This is a genomic window from Litoreibacter sp., assembly GCF_058136045.1.
In genome coordinates, this window is sequence record NZ_JBYVDD010000003.1 from 44,460 (window position 1) to 58,441 (window position 13,982).

The following is a 13,982-nucleotide window of genomic DNA, read 5'->3' on the forward strand; positions in this document are numbered from 1 at the left end:
CTAAGGGCCGCCCCGAATCTTGATGGCGCAAGTTACCTATTTGAGGCACTGGACGCACCCCTAAACGGGCTAAACCGGGCCAAAACGGAAAGGTCTTAGGTGGGTTCTGCCAATTGACCCCCCCACACGGGTTGCCTATTGAGAGGCCAAACCACCATCAAGGCGAGCATCATGACCGAAAAGCTGCAAAAACCGCGCTCCTTTCAGGAGATCATTATGCGTCTGCAAAACTACTGGGCGGCCAAGGGCTGCGCGGTGTTGCAGCCTTATGATATGGAGGTTGGGGCCGGTACGTTTCACCCGGCCACGACATTGCGCTCACTGGGAAGCACGCCTTGGGCAGCGGCCTATGTGCAGCCCTCGCGCAGGCCAACGGACGGCCGCTATGGCGATAGCCCGAACCGTTGGCAGCACTACTACCAGTTCCAAGTGATCATCAAACCATCCCCACCGGATTTGCAGGATTTGTACCTAGGCTCGCTAGAGGCCATCGGTATCGACATGTCGATGCATGATATCCGTTTTGTCGAGGATGATTGGGAAAGCCCGACACTGGGCGCATGGGGTTTGGGCTGGGAAGTCTGGTGCGACGGCATGGAAGTGTCGCAATTTACGTATTTTCAACAAGTTGGTGGGCATGATTGCCGCCCGGTTTCTGGCGAACTGACCTACGGGTTAGAGCGTTTGGCGATGTATGTGCTGGGCTTTGATGATGGCAACGAGATGCCGTTCAATGACCCGGATGCGCCGATCCCGTTGACCTATGGCGATGTGTTCCGCGAGGCCGAGGCGCAATATGCGCGCTGGAACTTTGACGTGGCCGACACCGAGACGCTGTTGCAGCACTTCAAGGACGCCGAGGCCGAGTGCGCCCGCATTTTGGAACAACCCGCAGATGATCCCAAAACCGGACGCCGCATCGTCATGGCGCAGCCTGCCTATGACCAATGCATCAAGGCGTCGCATGTGTTCAACCTGTTGGACGCGCGCGGGGTGATCTCGGTCACGGAGCGCCAAGCCTATATCGGCCGCGTACGTAATTTGGCCAAGGCCTGCGCTGATGCGTTCTTACTGACCGCCGCGGGGGGCTACACCCCTGATGCTGAGGACGCGGCATGAACGGCAAGATATTTGGGATTGCGATTATGATCAGCGCACTTATCGCGGGCGTAAGCCTCTATTATTTGCAGGTGTACCACTTCTACGAGCCGATAGAGACGCCCGACGCGGTAGAGCTGGTCTCGGTCGTCACGGGCGAGCCGGAGGAGATCATCGCCGATGAGATCGAGGCGATCGACGCCACATCGTCGCCCATTCGCTACCGCGCTTGTTTTACCACGCCAATGTCGCACTCCATGCTGACAGAAACCTACGTGTTGGCGGATAAGGCGATCCCGTTGACGGCGCCAAAGTGGTTTGACTGCTTCAATGCGGTGGAAATTGGCACAGCCCTAGAGGAGGGCAGGGCGTTGGCTTTTGTGGGTCAAGAAAACATCGAATACGGCGTGGACCGCATCGTGGCCATCTTTGAAGACGGGCGCGGCTACGTGTGGCAGCAGCTCAATAATTGCGGGCAAAAGGCCTATGACGGAACGGTCGTAGGCGATGAATGCCCCGCACGCGATACTGGGAATTAATGATATGCCTGATCTTCTGATTGAACTCTTCTCCGAGGAAATTCCCGCACGCATGCAGGGCCGCGCCGCCGAGGACCTCAAAAAACTGCTCACCAATGGCTTGGTCGAGGCGGGGCTGAGCTATGCCTCCGCGGGCGCGTTTTCCACGCCGCGCCGCCTGACCTTGTCGGTTGAGGGGCTGCTGGCCGCGTCACCCGCCGTCAAAGAAGAACGCAAAGGCCCGAAAGTCGGCGCGCCAGAACAGGCGATTGCAGGCTTTTTGCGCTCGACTGGCCTGAGCCAAGACCAGCTGGAAGCACGCGACGACAAAAAGGGCCAGGTTTGGTTCGCCGTGATCGACAAGCCGGGCCGCCCGGCAGCCGAAATCGTGGCAGAAGTGCTAGAGAAAACCATCCGTAACTTCCCGTGGCCGAAATCCATGCGCTGGGGCACAGGCAGCCTGCGCTGGGTGCGCCCGCTGCATTCAATCCTGTGCGTTTTGTCTGATGAGGCTGGCGTGGATATCGTGCCGCTGGACATCGACGGGATCAAATCCGGCAATACCACACGCGGCCACAGATTCTTGGCCCCAGACGCCTTTTCTGTAAACTCTTTCGAGGATTACACGACGAAGCTAAAGCGCGCTTATGTGGTGCTGGACCCAAAGGAGCGCGCCGATCACATCTGGGCTGACGCCACCAATCAGGCGTTCGCGCAGGGTATGGAAGTCGTCGAGGATCGCGGCCTTCTGGCCGAGGTTGCAGGGCTGGTGGAATGGCCCGTCGTGCTGATGGGCAAGATCGAGGAGCAGTTCTTAGACTTGCCCGTAGAGGTGTTAAAAACCTCGATGCGCGAGCACCAAAAGTTTTTCTCGGTGAAGAACCCCAAGACGGGCCGGATCGAGCAATATGTGACCGTCGCCAATATGGAAACCTCGGATCAGGGCGCGACTATTTTGGCAGGCAATGGCCGGGTTCTGTCGGCGCGTTTGGCGGATGCGAAGTTCTTCTGGGAGAACGATTTGCGCATTGCCAAGGCGGGGATGGAGCCGCCGATGAAGCCGTGGCTGGATGCGCTGGAAAATGTGACCTTCCACAATAAGCTGGGCAGCCAGAAAGAACGTATCGAGCGCATCGCCACTTTGGCGCGCGAGATTGCGCCCGCTGTGGGCGCTGACCCTGATCTGGCAGAGCAAGCGGCGCGTGTCGCCAAGGCCGATCTGTCCTCCGAGATGGTTTATGAATTCCCTGAACTTCAAGGGCTTATGGGGCGCTATTACTGCGAGGCGGCTGGCTTACCCACTGAGGTCGCGGCTGCGTGCGAAGAGCATTATTCGCCGCTGGGACCGTCAGACGACGTGCCAACCGCGCCGGTCTCTGTGGCCGTGGCTTTGGCCGATAAAATCGACACGCTGACAGGGTTCTGGGCGATTGATGAGAAGCCCACGGGGTCAAAAGACCCGTTCGCACTAAGGCGTGCTGCGTTGGGGGTGATCAGGTTGGTTGTGGAGAATGGGCTTAAAGTGCCTTTAACTGAGCAAATTGTTACTCACTATATGCGACAGCATAGCGTCATTGGCGATGGTTCCTCCGGATATGGTTTTGGAGGCAAAACCGACTTTTTAATTGAGTTTTGGCAATTGCTCTCAGGAGACGGTTTCGGTGGCGGTGAAGATGAGAAAGAATCTTTCTGGCAACAAGTTTCTGAAGAAATGACTCAAGACCTCCTCTCCTTCTTCCATGACCGCCTGAAAACTTTCCTCAAAGACAAAGGCGTGCGCCACGATATTATCGACGCTTGCATCGCCATGCCGGGCAATGATGATTTGTCGCTTTTGGTTAAGCGGGCAGGGGCGTTGTCGAAAGTGCTGCAATCTGATGATGGGGCGAACCTGATCCAAGGGTTCAAGCGCGCTAACAACATTCTCACCAAAGAAGAAGCCAAGGACGGCGTGTCTTACGAGTTGGATCCGGACCTCAAATTCGCGGAAAGCGATGCGGAGAAGGCGCTGTTTGCAGCGCTGGATATTGCAGACGCGGCGATTAAACCCGCGATGCAGGCCGAGGACTTCGCCACCGCTATGGCCGCTATGGCACAATTGCGCGGGCCGATTGATGCGTTCTTTGAGGCGGTGCAGGTGAATGCGGATAGCCAAATTGTGCGCCGTAACCGCTTGTGCCTGCTGCATAAAATTCGCACCATTTGCGGTGGCGTGGCTGATTTGGGCAAAATCGAGGGCTGAGGGGCGCAAGAATGTGCCGCGCAACGCTCGGTCAGGCTTGATTGAGACCACAACACCTCTATGCTGCGGCGCAGTATGTTGGATCATTTGAATTTTGAGCTTATCACCCCCACCGCCGCTATCCAGCGGCAGATGCATGGTGCGCGGGCAAAATGCCTGCAACGCCTGATCCGGTTGGATATGCCAGTGCCTGATACGGTCGCGGTGTCCAGCCAGACTGTGCGCGCCATTGCCGGTGGGCAGCAGCCCGATATGCAAGCCCTGCTGGAGCATTTTGGCAGCTGGCCGGTGCTATCTGTGCGCTCCTCTCCGGTGGAGCCTGATTGGGGCGGGCCGGGGACGATCCTCAACATCGGCATGAACCGCACCAATGAGGCCTTCTTTGCCTCCAAGCTGGGCGCGGCGACGGCGGCGGCGCTGCATTTGAAATTTATCCGCTCCTATGCCGTGGATGTGGCGCGTCTTGATGACGAAATTTTTGATGTCCCGAACCTGACTGTAGATACGGCGCTGACCGCCTATGAGGACGAGACGGACGAAGCCTTTCCGCAAGACGTGGACGCGCAATTGCTCAATGTTCTCAAGTCTATGTCACGCGCATGGGAGGGGACATCGGCCCGCCTGTTGCGTATGGCAAAGGGCGCGCCGGAAGAGGCCGGGTTAGGGTTGGTCGTGCAGCGCATGGCGTTTGGTATGGGCAAGGGCGAAAGCGGTGCCGGGGTGATCCAGTTCATTAACTCTGACAGCGGCGATACCCAAGAAGTGGGGCGCTACATGCGCCAAAGCCAAGGCCGTGATGCGCTAAGTGGCGGCGGCGGGGATGCCATGTTCCTGACGCGGGACAAGCGCGGGGCCTCGCTGGAAGAAAACCAGCCAGAGGTGTTTCAAGAGCTGTGCCGCTGGGGCAAAGCTGGCCGTGAGGGGCTGCGCGAAGAGATGCAAATCGAGTTCACGCTTGAGGGCGGGGCGCTGCATATTCTGGATGCGGTGAACACGCCACGCTCGTCGCGTGCCGAGGTTGCGGTGGTCACGGCGCTGGCGAATGACGAGATTATATCGCGCGAGGATGCGGTGCTGCGGATCGAGCCACGCGCGATTTCCGAGCTGTTGCACCAGCAAGTTGCGCCAGATGCGACCCGTGATGTGATCACGCTAGGGATTGCCGCCAGTCCGGGGGCAGCCACGGGCAAGTTGGTGTTCGATTCCTTTGCCGCTCAGACGGCTGCTGCACAGGGCGAGGCGTGTATTCTTGTGCGCCGCGAGACCAGTCCGGAAGACGTGCGCGGGATGCATGCGGCCAAGGGTATTCTGACCGAGCGCGGCGGGGCCAACGGTCACGCGGCGGTGATTGCACGCGGCCTTGGCTTGCCGTGCGTGGCCGGTGCGACTGAGATCGACATTGATGCAAAGGCGCGCAAAGTCACAGTGGCACAGGGGCGTGTATTTTCCGAGGGTGATATCGTAACTCTGGACGGGACAACGGGGCAGGTGATCGCCGGGGCCGTGCCATTGGTCGGGGCCGGAATTGGCGGCGCATTCCGCGAGTTGCTGTCCTGGGCCGACGATATGCGTGACATCGGGGTGCGCGCCAATGCCGACACCCCCGAGGATGCGGAAGTGGCGATGCGCTTCAACGCCGAGGGCATCGGGCTGTGCCGCACCGAGCACATGTTCTTTGGCGAGGACCGCCTGAACGTGCTGCGCGAGGCGATTTTTGCCGAGGATACCGAGGACCGTGCTGCGGCCCTGTCACGTCTGTTGCCAATGCAACGCGAAGACTTCCGCGACATGTTCCGCATTATGGCTCCGCGTGCGGTCTGTTTGCGTCTGTTCGACCCGCCCTTGCACGAGTTCCTCCCCTCCACGCGCGCGGGCATTGTAGAGCTGGCCGAGGCGCTGGATATGAGTGCGCGCGAGGTGCAGGCCCGGGTTGATGATCTGTCCGAAGTGAACCCGATGTTGGGGATGCGCGGTGTCCGGTTGGGCATTACCGTGCCGGAAATCTACGAGATGCAGGCGCGCGCTATCTTTGAGGCGGCAATCGAGGCCTCAAGTGAGGGCGCGGTGGTGGTGCCGGAAATTATGATCCCGCTGGTCTCGGCCAAACGCGAGGTGGAAATCGTCAAATCCAGCATCGACGCGGTTGCGGCGGATGTGATGAGCGAGACCGGAAAAACCTTGGAATACCGCCTTGGCGTCATGGTCGAGACCCCGCGCGCGGCGTTGCGTGCCGGGGATATTGCCACCCACGCCAGCTTCCTGAGTTTCGGGACGAATGACTTGACCCAAATGACCTATGGGCTATCGCGAGATGACGCAGGACGGTTCATGTCGGATTATGTGAACCAAGGTGTTTTCGCGGAAGATCCGTTTTTGGCACTGGATCAGGACGGGGTTGGCGAGTTGCTGGCCTTGGCGTCCGAGCGGGGCCGCAAAGTGCGCTCCAAACTGACCTTATCGGTCTGTGGCGAGCATGGTGGTGACCCAGAAAGCATCGCGTTTTGCAGGTCTTTAGGTATGGATTATGTGTCTTGCTCGCCTTACCGGGTGCCGATTGCCAAGCTTGCCGCGGCGCAGCTGGCGATTCGGAATCCGATCATAGAAGATGATACTTATGGGTTTGCGGAAGAGAGCGAAATAGTCTCGAGTTAACGCGCGACTACTACATCTTGAGACATCTCATCTAATTTTAGACGAATTGACGCGCTGAGCACTCAATGGGTGGATTCCTTAACCTGCGCGCTTTAAATACCTCCGCTGACGGCTAACCCGGAGCCGTTGTAGCGGGGCAAAGCCCCAAGGCAGTGCGAAATGAAGGCTCATCGAACCGCTTTGGCGATTGCTGCGGCTCTAGGTGTGATGTTGTGGGCTGGGCTTGCAACAGCGGAGGGCAGCGGGGCGTCGCAGGCGTCTTTGGCGTTCAACTCTGCGTTGCTGAAGGCTGAATCTGCGCAACAGGCTGGTTTGGCCTCTTTGCAGCCGGATCGCTTAGTTAAAATTTCGACACCTCTTGGTCGCTATGGCGTGGGTACGGGAAAATTGATCACGGATGCCGCGACGCTGAATGCGTTGCCCACGGCGTCGGGTGGCGCACAATGGAAATGCTTGTCACAGGCATTGTATTTTGAAGCGCGCGGCGAGACCATTAAAGGGCAAGTTGCCGTTGCCGAAGTGATTTTGAACCGAGTGTCCTCGTCGCGATTTCCCGACACTGTGTGTGGGGTGATTAACCAAGGCACAGGGCGTAAATTTGCCTGTCAGTTCACCTATACTTGCGATGGGCGGCCCGAGCATATCAACGAACCTGCGGCCTATGTTCGCGTTGGTAAAATTGCCCGCATGATGCTTAACGGCGCGCCGCGTGAGCTGGCGGGCGGGGCCACATTTTACCATACAACAGCGGTGAATCCGCGTTGGGCCTCCAAATTCCGCCGGACTGCACGCCACGGCGTGCATCTGTTCTACGCCCGCTCCTAGCGCGGACTTAAAGCACAGCTAAAAGGTCGCAAATGGGCTGTTCGGAGCAGGGTTGCACCTGTTAGAGAACGCTCAACCCTTGTTTGTGACCTGGAAGGCCCGCCATGAGTTCTGATATCCGACTGGCCTTTGCCCACCCCTCCGAGCGCTCCGAGGCGACGTCGGGCAGCGAGTTGCGCGACCGTATTTCCTTGCGTGACCACATTCGTGAGGTGGAGATCGGGGCGTTTCAGCAAGAGCGTGGCACATTGCAGCGGATTTGCTTTAACGTGGTGGTCGAGGTGCGTTTGCCTGAATTGACCGGCGTGGGTGGCGTTGACGACGACGTGGATAAAATCCTGTCCTACGACACAATCACGGATGCGATTGACCGCGAATTGCAGGCCGAGCGGTTGAACTTGCTGGAAACATTAGCGGCCAAAGTGGCCGAGGATATCCTTGCGGACCCAATGGCCGCGCGGGTTTTTGTGCGCATTGAAAAGCTGGATCGTGGTCCCGGTGCGCTTGGGGTCGAGATCGTGCGCGATCGAGATATGACCGCGGTCGTACCGGATGCTGAGGCGGATGTGGCTCCTTTGGTGGCCTATTTGGGCAATGATGTAATTGGCTCTGAAAAACTGCCGCTGGTGCTGGATGCCTTAGAGAAAAACGGCGCTCCGGTAGTTTTATGCGTGCCTTTGGGCGAGACACCAACTCCGCAAGCAAATCACCCTGCCGCACAGCATCGGGTGGAGCTTTTGGCGTTGGAGCAGAACGCGTGGGTTCTGGCCGCGCGGGATCGGCGCTGCGTGGTGGTTGCCACGCGGACCGAATTGGATTGGGCGATGAAGCAGGGCCAAATGAGCGTTTGGGCCCCCTCAAAGTTGGTGCTTGATGCGACGCACGGACCTGAGGCCGATAATTTTGATGCAGCAGCGTTGGCGGGCTGGCTGGCGCGCGAATTTGATGCCGTCCGTGTCGTCTCGATCGGGGATGTGGCGCAGGGCGTGGGGGATGGTGTGTCACTGGCCGCGCTACTTGCAGATGGCTTGTAATTCTGGCCTCCAAACGGTGCAGCTATGAGCGTGTATTTCCGCCCGATTTTGCAAACGGATCCAAAGCGGCCCGCGCAGGCGGTGGCCTTGCATGGTGGGCGCATTTGGTTTGATCAGGTCGAGCCGATGGAGCACGGCGTGGAGCATGATTTGATCCCTGCCGTGGAAATTCCCACCGGCATTTTGGACCGCTTGAGTGCACCGCATGTGGGCTTATGCGGGCTACCCGTGGGCCGGGCTGCTGTGATGGGAGTGCTAAATGTAACGCCGGACAGCTTTTCGGACGGGGGGCAGTTCAACACGCCGGAGGCCGCAGTTATTCGTGCGCAGGCCATGGTGGCGCAGGGGGCGGATATCCTTGATGTTGGCGGCGAAAGCACCCGGCCCGGCGCGGTATTTGTGTCCGAGGATGAAGAACTGGGCCGCGTTGTGCCAGTCGTGAAAGCGTTGCGTGATGCGGGTATTGAGGCGCCGATTTCAATCGACACGCGCAAGGCCGTCGTTGGGTGCGCGGCGCTAGAGGCGGGGGCGGATATGCTCAATGATGTCTCGGCGCTGAGTTATGATTTGGCGATGGCGGGTGTTGCTGTAAAGTCTGGTGCACCTATTTGTCTGATGCATGCGCAAGGTGACCCTGAGACGATGCAACAAGACCCACATTACGACAATGTTTTGCTGGATGTGTTTGAGTATTTGGCCGCGCGTATAGCCGTGGCCGAGGCTGCGGGAATTGCGCGTAACCGCATCATTGTGGATCCGGGTATTGGGTTCGGAAAAAGCCAAAATCACAACCTGCAACTGCTACGCGGGCTAAGTCTGTTTCATACGCTTGGGTGCCCGATTTTGCTTGGCGTATCACGAAAACGCTTCATCGGTAACATTGGCGGGGCGGATCGGGCGGAAGATCGCGCATCAGGCTCTGTTGCCGTGGCACTTGAGGGCGTCAGACAGGGTGTTCAGATCATACGTGCGCATGATATAGAGGCGCACCGGCAGGCATTTGCGCTTTGGCGCGCCATGTTGGGTTAATAATTTTGATCGTCTGACATAATGGGCGGCACATGATGGGGGCGTCTAATATGGCACGAAAATTCTTTGGCACCGATGGGGTGCGCGGGCGCGCGAACACTTATCCAATGACCGCCGAGATGGCGATGAAACTTGGGGCCGCTGCCGGGCGTTACTTTCGCAAAGATCAAAGTCGCCACCGCGTTGTGATTGGCAAAGATACACGTCTGTCCGGCTATATGTTCGAGAACGCGTTGACGGCTGGGTTCACCTCTACTGGTATGGATGTGCTGTTGCTGTCGCCCGTGCCGACACCAGCGGTGGGGATGCTAACCACGTCTATGCGCGCGGATGTGGGCGTGATGATTTCAGCCTCGCATAATCCGCATTATGACAATGGTATCAAGTTCTTCGGCCCAGATGGCTTCAAGCTGTCGGACGAGGATGAGATGGCGATTGAGGCATTACTAGAGAGTGATGTTCAACCCGCGCAGGCGCAAAACATTGGTCGGGCCAAGCACATTTATGATGGCCGGTTTCGCTATAATGAGCGGGTTAAATCGACCTTGCCTGCGGGCATGACCTTGAAAGGGCTGAAGGTTGTGATTGATTGCGCCAATGGTGCCGCGTACCGGACTGCGCCTGAGGTTTTGTGGGAGCTCGGCGCTGAGGTGATCCCGGTTGGGGTCTCGCCAAACGGGTATAACATCAACGAGGGGTGTGGCTCTACGGATGTGCGCACCGCCGCCGAGGCTGTGGTGGCACATGGCGCGGATATGGCGATTTGCCTTGATGGCGACGCCGACCGGGTGATGGTTTTGGACGAGACGGGCGCGGTTGCCGATGGCGATCAATTGATGGCCTTGATGGCGACGCGTTGGGCCACTGAGGGTCGCCTTAAGGGCGGCGCATTGGTTGCAACTGTGATGAGTAACTTGGGGCTAGAGCGCCATCTTGAGGGCCAAGGTCTACGCCTTGAGCGCACGAATGTTGGTGATCGTTATGTGGTCGAGCGGATGCGCCAAGGTGGCTATAATCTGGGCGGCGAGCAGTCGGGCCATATCGTGATGACGGACTATGCGACCACGGGTGATGGCTTGGTCGCGGGCTTGCAGTTCTTGGTGGCGATGAAGCAGCTAGATAAGCCTGCCAGCGCTTTGATCACGCAGTTTGAGCGCTGCCCGCAATTGCTAGAAAATGTGCGCTATGAGGCGGGGCAAATCCCGCTAGAAAACGCTACGGTGAAGGCGGCAATCGCGGATGCAAAGGCGCGCTTGGTTGGCAATGGTCGCTTGCTTATTCGCAAGTCAGGGACCGAGCCTTTGATCCGCGTCATGGCAGAATGCGAGGATGAAAGTTTACTGGCCGAGGTCGTCGGGCTGGTCGTCGCGGCAGTTCAAAGCGCTACTTCTTGAATGCCGCAATCAGGGCGCGTGATTGGCTGATTGCGATGCCTACAAGGATGATCCCAAGCGCTAGAAATAGCTGTGGGGGCAGGGCCTCGCCCATGAGGGCTACCCCAAAAACCACTGACCAGATAGGGACTTGGTAGCTGGTTAGGTTCATAAATAATGAGCCGGCAGTGGTGATGACGCGAACCCGGATTACGGCCGCAAGTGCGGTGGGGAATAAGGCCGCGTAGATCAATGCCAGTGTCGGGTTTATGGGGTAGCTGTTGGGCATTCCGTCCACGATTAAGGCAATGGGCGCAAGGATTATTGCGGCAACGAGCAAGCTTGCGGTGGCAAAGGCAATGGGCGGCATTTTGGGGGCACGGCGGGTGATCACCGATCCGCAGGCGTAACATCCGGCGGCCGCCAAACAGGCGAGGCGGCCTAACCATTCGCTCTTGTGGCCCGTTGACGCAGCGGCATCCGGGCCGACCAAAATATAGATGCCAATGAAGCCTAAGATCATGCCGATAACACGGCGCGGGCCGATGCCCTCTTCTGGTGAGAACAGATAAACCAATGGCAGCACGAGCAAAGGCACCGCCCCCATGGCGACACCGGCAAAGGCGGAGGGGATGAATTGTTGCCCCCAACACAGCAGTGCAAATGGCAACGCAATAGCCCCCGCGCCAACAGTGCTGGCAAAGGCCCATGCGCGCAGGGACGCAATTTTATGGATGCCTTGGCCCAAAGCTGCCCCGATAATGGTGAGGGTTATCGCGGCAAGGGTGGTTCGTGTGGCTGCAACAGTCCATGGTGGGTAGCCGTCAAGTGACAGGCGCACCGACATGAATGCACCACCCCAAACGACGCCAAGGATCATGATCAACAGCCAGTTGGTCAGGCCGGGGTTTTGGGGGGTAGGAGTGCTCATGTGTTAATCGGTAACTGAAAAAGGCGCCCCTTGCGAGACGCCTTTTCCGAAAACACTGTATAGTTCAGCCAGAGCCGAAATATTGTGTTTAGTTCTTTTCTTTGTCGACCATTTTGCCAGCAGAGATCCAAGGCATCATGGCGCGTAGTTTGCCACCTACCAGTTCGATCTGGTGCTCGTCGTTGGAGCGACGCGATGCTTTGAGTGTTGGCTGACCAACAGCGTTTTCAAGCATGAAGTCACGCACGAATTTGCCGGACTGGATGTCGCTGAGAACGGCTTTCATGTTTGCCTTGGTTTCTTCGTAAGGCAAGATGCGCGGGCCGGACACGTATTGGCCGTATTCCGCTGTGTTCGAGATCGAATAATCCATGTTGGCGATGCCGCCCTCATAGATCAGGTCCACGATCAGTTTGGTTTCGTGCAAGCATTCGAAGTAAGCCATTTCAGGTTCGTAGCCAGCTTCCACAAGGGTCTCGAAGCCCATGCGGATCAGTTCAACGATGCCGCCACACAAAACAGCTTGCTCGCCGAACAGGTCGGTTTCGCACTCTTCGCGGAAGTCAGTCTCGATGATGCCAGAGCGACCGCCACCGATGCCCGAGCAATACGACAGGCCAATTTCCAGCGCTTTGCCGGATGCGTCTTTGTCGACAGCTACAAGGCAAGGCACGCCACCGCCTTTGGTGAATTCGCCGCGAACCGTGTGGCCGGGGCCTTTTGGCGCCATCATGATGACGTCGATGCCTTCTTTAGGCTCGATCAGGCCGAAATGTACGTTCAAGCCGTGGGCGAATGCGATGGCTGCGCCGGGCTTGATGTTGTCGTGGACGTATTTCTTGTAGGTTTCAGCCTGCAATTCGTCGGGCATGGTGAACATGATCAGGTCGGCCCAAGCGGCGGCTTCTGCGATGCCCATAACTTTAAGGCCTTCGCCTTCGGCTTTAGCAGCGGAGGCAGAGCCTTCACGCAACGCAACCACAAGGTTTTTAGCACCGGAATCGCGCAAGTTCAGCGCGTGGGCGTGGCCTTGGGAACCATAGCCAAGAATGGCAACTTTTTTGTCTTTGATCAGGTTAACATCGCAATCGCGATCATAGTAAACGCGCATATCGGGCGTCCTCATATAGGTTTCGGTTGTGCTCACCATACTGGCTTGGCTGGCAGGGGCCAGAGTTGAAGTGATGGTATTTTTACAAAATATGGTGTCTAGTATTCGTTGATCTAATGATTTAGTAAAAAATCATGCTTGATGATGCTGATCGCCGTTTATTACGTTATTTGCAATCTGATCCGAGTGCCCCCGTGTCGGAGTTGGCGCAGCACTGCGCGATGCAACCTGCCACTGCTGCCCGACGATTGGACAAGCTCAGCGCGAAGGGTATCTTGCGGGGCCAGTATGCGGTGATTGATTGGAGCAAGCTGGGTTTCGCCGTCGAGGTCTCGCTGCGCTTTACGCTTGATAAGACTGCGCCGCGTGCCTTTGACGAATTCCAAGACGCCGCGCGACAAATCCCTGAAGTCATCGCCATCCAGACCTTTCTGGGCCGCGTTGATTTGCGCCTGTCGGTGATTGCGCGTGACATGGCGCATTACCAAAGCCTGTATCGCAACCAAATCCTGACCCTGCCGCATATCGCGGAGCTAGAGGCGTTGATGCATGTGGCGACCATCAAGGCCACTGAGACGCTACCTATATGAGCTGGGACGACACCGATTTTGCCATCCTGCGCGCGCTGAGTGCAGACGCCACGCAAAGCGCGGGGGCGTTGGGGCGTGATCTTGGCCTCAGCCAGCCAGCCACATGGCGACGCATCAAACGGTTGCAGGATGAGGGGGTGCTGGCAGGGCGTCGCGTTGATCTGGATGCACAGGCTTTGGGGTTCGGTGTTACGGTGTTTTTGGGGGTGAAACTGGCCACCAAAGGGCGCGTCAGCCTAGAAGATTTTGAGCGCGCGGTGACGGCCATCCCCGAGGTGCAAACGGTGCAACACGTGCTGGGCCTGTATGATTACCGCCTGCGTGTGGTGGCCCGCGATCTATCAGATTTCGAGCGCGTCCTGCGCCGCCGCATCATGACCTTGCCCGGTGTTGGCGATGTGGAGGCAAATGTGTTGCTCAGCGAGGAGCGGTTGGCGGGGCCGCTTTGAGTGGGGACAAATCCTCACAGAGGATTTGGAGGCAGACTTTCCTCGAAAGTCTGGTTGGTGCGAGTATTCAGGCGCAATGGTTTCCAAAGAGAAACGGGTATTTCATTCTGCGATAGTATTTCAGAAATTA

At 57.8% G+C, this 13,982-nt stretch carries 12 protein-coding genes; 10 read left to right on the forward strand and 2 right to left on the reverse strand.

What is annotated here, in order from left to right; genetic code table 11:
- Positions 1–171 precede the first annotated feature (171 nt).
- The 8 genes from AC3Y7R_RS01570 (at position 172) to glmM (ending at position 10,792) form a co-directional block, all read left to right on the forward strand.
- Positions 172–1,119 (forward strand): glycine--tRNA ligase subunit alpha, encoded by a 948-nt coding sequence (locus AC3Y7R_RS01570; protein ID WP_490040250.1) that lies wholly within the window; start codon positions 172–174, stop codon positions 1,117–1,119.
- A complete protein-coding gene (locus AC3Y7R_RS01575; RefSeq protein WP_490040251.1) occupies positions 1,116–1,637 on the forward strand; it encodes a DUF6446 family protein in 522 nt (173 codons plus the stop codon). Before AC3Y7R_RS01570 ends, AC3Y7R_RS01575 begins: the two co-directional genes overlap by 4 nt.
- A gap of 4 nt (positions 1,638–1,641) precedes the next feature.
- Positions 1,642–3,858 carry a glycine--tRNA ligase subunit beta gene (gene glyS / locus AC3Y7R_RS01580; protein WP_490040252.1) on the forward strand — a complete coding sequence of 739 codons (2,217 nt, stop codon included), beginning with the start codon at positions 1,642–1,644 and terminating at the stop codon, positions 3,856–3,858.
- A 60-nt stretch (positions 3,859–3,918) separates the two neighbouring features.
- On the forward strand, positions 3,919–6,510 hold the full coding sequence (locus AC3Y7R_RS01585; RefSeq protein WP_490040253.1) for a putative PEP-binding protein: 2,592 nt from the start codon (positions 3,919–3,921) through the stop codon (positions 6,508–6,510).
- Positions 6,511–6,669: 159 nt separating this feature from the next.
- A complete protein-coding gene (locus AC3Y7R_RS01590; RefSeq protein ID WP_490040254.1) occupies positions 6,670–7,335 on the forward strand; it encodes a cell wall hydrolase in 666 nt (221 codons plus the stop codon).
- 104 nt (positions 7,336–7,439) lie between these two features.
- The gene (locus AC3Y7R_RS01595; RefSeq protein ID WP_490040255.1) at positions 7,440–8,369 is read left to right on the forward strand and encodes a dihydroneopterin aldolase; all 930 of its coding nucleotides are present in this window, start codon (positions 7,440–7,442) and stop codon (positions 8,367–8,369) included.
- Between the two features lie 24 nt (positions 8,370–8,393).
- Positions 8,394–9,398, forward strand: coding sequence for a dihydropteroate synthase (gene folP, locus AC3Y7R_RS01600; RefSeq protein ID WP_490040256.1), 1,005 nt, complete (start codon positions 8,394–8,396; stop codon positions 9,396–9,398).
- A 50-nt stretch (positions 9,399–9,448) separates the two neighbouring features.
- Positions 9,449–10,792: a phosphoglucosamine mutase gene (gene glmM / locus AC3Y7R_RS01605; protein WP_490040257.1), complete on the forward strand. Its 1,344-nt coding sequence runs from the start codon at positions 9,449–9,451 to the stop codon at positions 10,790–10,792.
- On the opposite strand, the gene AC3Y7R_RS01610 is transcribed toward glmM, so the two are convergent.
- Together AC3Y7R_RS01610 and ilvC are read right to left on the reverse strand one after the other, a co-directional pair.
- Complete coding sequence (locus AC3Y7R_RS01610) at positions 10,782–11,702, reverse strand: DMT family transporter (protein WP_490040258.1); 921 nt, start codon at positions 11,700–11,702, stop codon at positions 10,782–10,784. The two genes, glmM and AC3Y7R_RS01610, sit on opposite strands and share 11 nt — an antisense overlap.
- 88 nt (positions 11,703–11,790) lie before the next feature.
- Positions 11,791–12,813, reverse strand: coding sequence for a ketol-acid reductoisomerase (gene ilvC, locus AC3Y7R_RS01615; RefSeq protein WP_490040259.1), 1,023 nt, complete (start codon positions 12,811–12,813; stop codon positions 11,791–11,793).
- Between the two features lie 134 nt (positions 12,814–12,947).
- Between ilvC and AC3Y7R_RS01620 the strand changes: the two genes are divergently transcribed.
- Complete coding sequence (locus AC3Y7R_RS01620; RefSeq protein WP_490040260.1) at positions 12,948–13,403, forward strand: Lrp/AsnC family transcriptional regulator; 456 nt, start codon at positions 12,948–12,950, stop codon at positions 13,401–13,403.
- Positions 13,400–13,852 carry an Lrp/AsnC family transcriptional regulator gene (locus AC3Y7R_RS01625; protein ID WP_490040261.1) on the forward strand — a complete coding sequence of 151 codons (453 nt, stop codon included), beginning with the start codon at positions 13,400–13,402 and terminating at the stop codon, positions 13,850–13,852. Before AC3Y7R_RS01620 ends, AC3Y7R_RS01625 begins: the two co-directional genes overlap by 4 nt.
- The last annotated feature ends 130 nt before the right edge of the window (positions 13,853–13,982 follow it).

Excerpts from the sequence above, each read along its gene's own strand:
- AC3Y7R_RS01610 (WP_490040258.1), bottom strand. The coding sequence starts at position 11,702 with ATGAGCACTCCTACCCCCCAAAACCCCGGCCTGACCAACTGGCTGTTG.
- AC3Y7R_RS01585 (WP_490040253.1), top strand. The coding sequence starts at position 3,919 with ATGCTGCGGCGCAGTATGTTGGATCATTTGAATTTTGAGCTTATCACC.
- AC3Y7R_RS01620 (WP_490040260.1), top strand. The coding sequence starts at position 12,948 with ATGCTTGATGATGCTGATCGCCGTTTATTACGTTATTTGCAATCTGAT.
- AC3Y7R_RS01590 (WP_490040254.1), top strand. The coding sequence starts at position 6,670 with ATGAAGGCTCATCGAACCGCTTTGGCGATTGCTGCGGCTCTAGGTGTG.
- glyS (WP_490040252.1), top strand. The coding sequence starts at position 1,642 with ATGCCTGATCTTCTGATTGAACTCTTCTCCGAGGAAATTCCCGCACGC.
- AC3Y7R_RS01595 (WP_490040255.1), top strand. The coding sequence starts at position 7,440 with ATGAGTTCTGATATCCGACTGGCCTTTGCCCACCCCTCCGAGCGCTCC.
- AC3Y7R_RS01570 (WP_490040250.1), top strand. The coding sequence starts at position 172 with ATGACCGAAAAGCTGCAAAAACCGCGCTCCTTTCAGGAGATCATTATG.
- AC3Y7R_RS01625 (WP_490040261.1), top strand. The coding sequence starts at position 13,400 with ATGAGCTGGGACGACACCGATTTTGCCATCCTGCGCGCGCTGAGTGCA.
- folP (WP_490040256.1), top strand. The coding sequence starts at position 8,394 with ATGAGCGTGTATTTCCGCCCGATTTTGCAAACGGATCCAAAGCGGCCC.
- AC3Y7R_RS01575 (WP_490040251.1), top strand. The coding sequence starts at position 1,116 with ATGAACGGCAAGATATTTGGGATTGCGATTATGATCAGCGCACTTATC.
- ilvC (WP_490040259.1), bottom strand. The coding sequence starts at position 12,813 with ATGCGCGTTTACTATGATCGCGATTGCGATGTTAACCTGATCAAAGAC.
- glmM (WP_490040257.1), top strand. The coding sequence starts at position 9,449 with ATGGCACGAAAATTCTTTGGCACCGATGGGGTGCGCGGGCGCGCGAAC.